Origin of the sequence: Flavobacterium sp., from assembly GCF_046317795.1 — a bacterium.
In the GTDB taxonomy this organism is placed as follows: domain Bacteria; phylum Bacteroidota; class Bacteroidia; order Flavobacteriales; family Flavobacteriaceae; genus Flavobacterium.
In genome coordinates this window covers 1-5,259 of record NZ_JBKCVI010000027.1, presented here as the reverse complement: position 1 = coordinate 5,259, position 5,259 = coordinate 1, and the positions used below count along the sequence as shown (strand labels likewise).

Sequence of the window (5,259 nt, the reverse complement as noted above, 5' to 3'; positions counted from 1 at the left end):
AATTTAAACAGAAACTTTATCCAACAAAAATCACCTTGGTTAGCTATCAAAGCGCATTATGAAGGAGAATTTCCTAACGATGTTGTGGGTTTGCATAATTTCAACGGTGGCTACTGTGGTGTTTCTAAAGTGGAAGATGATAAAATTAATATTTGTTATTTAGCCAGTTACCAAAGCTTTAAAATGTTTAAAAACAGTATTGATTACCAAGAACAAATAGTAGTTCAAAATCCATATTTAAAAGACGTATTTATTAAAAGTAAACTACTGTTTGAAAAACCACTAACCATTAGCCAAATTTCTTTCGAAGCAAAACAACCAGTCGAGCAACACATCTTGATGATAGGCGATACAGCTGGACTAATTCATCCGTTATGCGGCAATGGAATGGCGATGGCAATTCACAGCGCCAAAATAGCTGCCGAAGTTGTAAATGACTTTGTAAACGAACGCTTAACGACAAGAGAATCATTGGAAGAAACCTACACCAAGCAATGGAATAAAACCTTCAAATCCCGATTAAAAACAGGGAGAGTATTAGCAAAAATTCTATTAAAACCAAAACTAACGGATTTCTTGTGTAATATTATCATCAAAGTACCTTTTATGTTGCCCTTTATTATTAAAAAAACCCATGGAAAACTCATCATTATAAAAAATTAAATGGCCATAAACACAAAATACCGCACAGATGAACCCGAAATCATGGATGATTTTGCCATGGAAGGAGAAGAATTGCGAAATGCTTTGGATAAAATTGCCAAAATAAACCAACTATTAGGTGGTAACCAACTAACTTTACAAGGTGTTCAAAGTTTGCTGAAAGACATTCCAAAAGCAACGGAAGTAACGATAGTAGATGTAGGTTGTGGTAATGGCGATATGCTAAGAACATTAGCAAAATATGGAAAACAAAACGATTATCATTTCAAGTTAATAGGCATTGATGCTAACTCATTTACGATTAGTCATGCACAACAGTTATCAAAAGAATATGAAAACATCAGTTATCGCTGCAAAGACATTTTTGACCCCGATTTCGAGACGTTGCACTATGATATAGTGTTGTGTACATTGACATTGCATCATTTCAAAGACGAGGAAATCGTAACTTTAATGCAATTGTTTTATAAAAATGCCAGTATCGGGATGGTGATTAATGATTTAGAGAGAAGTGCATTGGCATACAGATTATTTCAAGCATTGTGTTTTGTGTTTCGATTGAGCGAGATGTCCAAAAAAGATGGATTAATTTCCATTCTTCGCGGATTTAAAAGAGAAGAATTAGAACAGTTTTCTAAGAAAGCAAATTTTAAAAACTATAGTATCCAATGGAAATGGGCATTTCGCTACCAATGGATTATTAGAAAGGTATAAAGGTTTAAAGTTGTTTAAAAGTTTAAGGTTGTTTAAAAGTTTAAAGTTGTTTAAAAGTTTAAGGTTTTTAAAGGTTTAAAGTTGTTTAAAGGTTTAAAGTTGTTTAAAAGATTAAGTTTGTTTAAGGGTTTAAAATTAGATTGACATTGAAATTGAATTTGCCATTGACATTGAAATTGCCATTGAATTTGACTTTGCCATTGCCATTGCAATTGCCATTGCCATTGAATTTGAAAAAATATGAGTGTCAAAATAAACACAGTTGACAAGCAATTACCTAAGTTTTCTAGAATCACAGAGGAAATTCTCCCTTTTCTGGATACATGGCTTCACGGTCAAGACGAGCGGTTTATTAGGAAAGTGAAAAAGATTTTTGAAAGCGCATTGGTAGACAAACGGTATTCCATTATGGATCCAATAGAAGTGTTTACCAATACTTCCTTTGAGTCACGCAATGACATTTATGTTCGGGAGATGATTGATTTAGGTGAAAAGGTTTTGGTCAAAGCATTAGCAAAAGCCAATTGGAAACCAACCGATTTAGATTTTATCATCACAGTGAGTTGCACAGGAATTATGATTCCGTCACTCGATGCGTATTTGATTAATAAAGTACAATTGCGCCAAGACATCGTTCGTTTACCCGTAACCGAAATGGGATGTGCAGCAGGAATATCGGGTATCATTTATGCTAAGAACTTCTTGCAAGCCAATCCGGGTAAAAGAGCTGCCGTTATTGCGGTTGAAAGTCCCACGGCTACCTTTCAACTCAATGATTATTCGATGGCGAATATCGTTAGTGCGGCTATTTTTGGCGATGGTGCGGCTTGTGTGTTGCTTTCGTCACAGGAAGAAGAAGGTCCAGAAATTGTTGACGAATCCATGTATCATTTTTATGATAAGATCCACATGATGGGTTTCAAATTGACAAATATGGGTTTGCAAATGGTCTTGGATATTGAGGTTCCTGAAACTATAGCGTTTCATTTTCCTAATATTATTCATCCTTTTTTGGAAAAAAATAATTTGAGTATAAACGATATCGACCATTTAATTTTTCATCCCGGTGGTAAAAAAATAGTGCAAACGGTTGAAGATTTGTTTGGCGATTTGGGCAAAAATATAGATGATACAAAAGAAGTGCTACGATTGTATGGCAATATGTCGAGTGCGACGGTTCTTTATGTTCTAGAACGCATAATGGACAATCAACCCGCAAAAGGAGAAAAAGGATTGATGCTCAGTTTTGGTCCTGGATTTTCGGCCCAACGAATATTGTTGCAATTTTAAAAACATTATTTTTAAACCAATTAGAAACATAGTTTTTTTGAAAATTAATGAGGCGTTTCGCTTTGGTATAGTAAATCATAACCATGTGGAACCAAATAATTGGTATATTAAGCTCTTTTTTGCTATGTCTCAATTTGGTTTATTTGGTTTTTTACTTACTTTTAGAAATGAAAAATGATAACATGACAAAAGAAGAAATCATAACACTTTTACCTTATTCCAAACCCTTTTTGTTTGTAGATGCCATAACGAGCATCAATGAAAATGGAGTAGAAGGGAACTATACATTCAGCGAAGAACTGGATTTTTATAAAGGACATTTCAAAGACAATCCAGTTACCCCAGGGGTTATTTTGACGGAAACTATGGCGCAAATAGGCGTAGTGTGTTTGGGAATTTATCTTCTCAACTCTTCGTTTACCAAAAAATCGCTAATTGCCTTAACATCAAGTGAAATCGAATTTTTACAACCAGTTTTCCCTAATGAAACGGTTACTGTTGTTTCAGAGAAAATCTATTTTCGTTTTGGAAAATTAAAATGCAAAGTGTCCATGAAAAATGAACGCGGTGAAGAAGTGTGTAGCGGAAGCATTGCCGGAATAATAAAATAAACTTGATATTGACATTGATATTGATATTGTAATTGACATTGACATTGACATTGACATTGAAATTGATATTGTAATTGAAATTGATATTGTAATTGACATTGACATTGAAATTGATATTGTAATTGACATTGACATTGAAATTGAATTTGAAAAAAAGAGTCGTCATAACTGGTCTTGGTATCGTTGCTCCCAATGGAGTGGGACTTGATGCGTTTACCTATGCCATACAAAATGGTATTTCAGGTATAAAGCATGATCCAGAATTAGAACGCTTACAATTTTCGTGTCAAATTGCTGGCAAACCCGAAATCTCAGACGAACTTTCATCACACTATTTCACCGAATTAGAACTGCGCAATTTCAATTCGTCTGGAATTCTATATGGCGTTATCGCAGGAATGGATGCTTGGCAAGATGCTGGCTTATCTTTAGCTATTAAAAACGAACCCGATTGGGCTAGTGGAACCATTTTTGGAACAGGAACTTCGGGGATTGATAAATTTCGCGAAAGCATTTATAAGATTGATGAATTCCAAACCAGACGATTAGGCAGTACAGCTGTGGCGCAAACGATGAATAGTGGCGTGAGTGCTTACCTTGGTGGTAAATTGGGATTAGGCAATCAAGTCACCACCAATTCTTCTGCTTGCACAACCGGAGCGGAAAGTATTTTGATGGGCTATGAAAGAATAAAATTAGGACAAGCCAAAAGAATGTTAGTGGGAAGCACTAGCGATTCAGGACCTTATATTTGGGGTGGATTTGACGCCATGAAAGTCTGTACGTTTAAACACAATGACACGCCAGAAAAAGGTTCGCGACCGATGTCCGCTTCAGCTTCAGGATTTGTTCCCGGCGCCGGTGCTGGTGCTTTGCTTTTAGAAGAGTTAGAAAGTGCTGTAGCTCGTGGTGCCAAAATATACGGAGAAGTTATAGGTGGCAATATCAATTCGGGTGGACAACGAGGTGGCGGCACTATGACAGCACCCAATGCCACTGCAGTAAAGCGTTGCATTACCGATGCTTTGGCCAATGCCAATGTTGCTCCTAATGCCATTGATACCATCAACGGCCATTTAACTGCAACCTCTAAAGACGGTTTGGAAATACAAAATTGGAGCGAAGCTTTGAAGTTAAGTGGGAAAGAGTTTCCTTATATCAATTCCTTGAAATCGATGGTTGGCCATTGTTTATCGGCTTCGGGAAGTGTGGAAAGTGTGGCTTCGGTGTTGCAATTGTATCATGGATTTATTTTTCCCAACATTAATTGTGAAGATTTACATCCTGATATTACCGCCATTATCGATGAAAACTGCATTCCACAACAAGTAATCAAAAAGGAACTGAATATAGTAGCCAAAGCCAGTTTTGGTTTTGGTGACGTTAATGCCTGTGTACTATTTAAAAAATACAATTAAAACTATGAACAAAGAAACGATAATTGAAAAACTGAAAGACATTGTAAAGCCATTCGTTAAAAACCAAGAAGCTTTTGATACGCTCACCGAAGACACCGATTTTATCACCGATTTGCAAATCAACTCTGCCAATTTAGTAGATGTTGTTCTCGACGTAGAAGACGCTTTCGGAATAGTCATCGATAATGAGTCGATGGAGAAAATGATCAATGTCAAAGCGACTTTGGAAATCATTGAAACCAAATTAGCCGAAAAATGATAGGCAACGATATAGTCGATTTGGCTCTAGCACAACAGGAAAGCAATTGGCAACGCAAAGGTTTTCTCCATAAACTCTTTACCGATAAAGAGCAACACCTTATTTTGAATTCCAATAATCCCGAACTGATGGTTTGGAACTTGTGGAGTAGGAAAGAAGCTTGCTATAAAATCTACAACCGTGCGAGTGGACAACGTGTTTTTAATCCAATTCAGTTTGAATGTGAAGCTGACCGCGTAGTTTTTGGAGACAACATTTTTTACACTCAAACTGAAATCACTCCCGATTATGTGTACACTATTGC

The 5,259-nt window shown here is 36.3% G+C and carries 7 protein-coding genes; all 7 read left to right on the top strand.

The features are described from left to right. A partial coding sequence (locus tag ACK5ON_RS01895; protein WP_409819332.1) for an NAD(P)/FAD-dependent oxidoreductase occupies positions 1-663 on the top strand: 663 nt, incomplete at its 5' end. Continuing rightward, complete coding sequence (locus ACK5ON_RS01890; RefSeq protein WP_409819330.1) at positions 664-1,377, top strand: methyltransferase domain-containing protein; 714 nt, start codon at positions 664-666, stop codon at positions 1,375-1,377. Between the two features lie 240 nt (positions 1,378-1,617). Continuing rightward, positions 1,618-2,667, top strand: a complete 1,050-nt coding sequence (locus ACK5ON_RS01885; RefSeq protein ID WP_409819327.1) for a type III polyketide synthase — start codon at positions 1,618-1,620, stop codon at positions 2,665-2,667. Positions 2,668-2,849: 182 nt separating this feature from the next. Further along, complete coding sequence (locus ACK5ON_RS01880) at positions 2,850-3,278, top strand: 3-hydroxyacyl-ACP dehydratase FabZ family protein (protein WP_396175408.1); 429 nt, start codon at positions 2,850-2,852, stop codon at positions 3,276-3,278. 146 nt (positions 3,279-3,424) lie between these two features. Beyond that, positions 3,425-4,696 (top strand): beta-ketoacyl-[acyl-carrier-protein] synthase family protein, encoded by a 1,272-nt coding sequence (locus tag ACK5ON_RS01875; RefSeq protein ID WP_409819324.1) that lies wholly within the window; start codon positions 3,425-3,427, stop codon positions 4,694-4,696. 4 nt (positions 4,697-4,700) lie between these two features. Then, the gene (locus ACK5ON_RS01870; protein ID WP_396175404.1) at positions 4,701-4,955 is read left to right on the top strand and encodes an acyl carrier protein; all 255 of its coding nucleotides are present in this window, start codon (positions 4,701-4,703) and stop codon (positions 4,953-4,955) included. Next, positions 4,952-5,259, top strand: a 308-nt coding sequence (locus ACK5ON_RS01865; protein WP_409819320.1) for a 4'-phosphopantetheinyl transferase superfamily protein, incomplete at its 3' end; no start/stop codon positions are given. The genes ACK5ON_RS01870 and ACK5ON_RS01865, both read left to right, overlap by 4 nt.

Excerpts from the sequence above, each read along its gene's own strand:
- ACK5ON_RS01890 (WP_409819330.1), top strand. The coding sequence starts at position 664 with ATGGCCATAAACACAAAATACCGCACAGATGAACCCGAAATCATGGAT.
- ACK5ON_RS01885 (WP_409819327.1), top strand. The coding sequence starts at position 1,618 with ATGAGTGTCAAAATAAACACAGTTGACAAGCAATTACCTAAGTTTTCT.
- ACK5ON_RS01880 (WP_396175408.1), top strand. The coding sequence starts at position 2,850 with ATGACAAAAGAAGAAATCATAACACTTTTACCTTATTCCAAACCCTTT.
- ACK5ON_RS01870 (WP_396175404.1), top strand. The coding sequence starts at position 4,701 with ATGAACAAAGAAACGATAATTGAAAAACTGAAAGACATTGTAAAGCCA.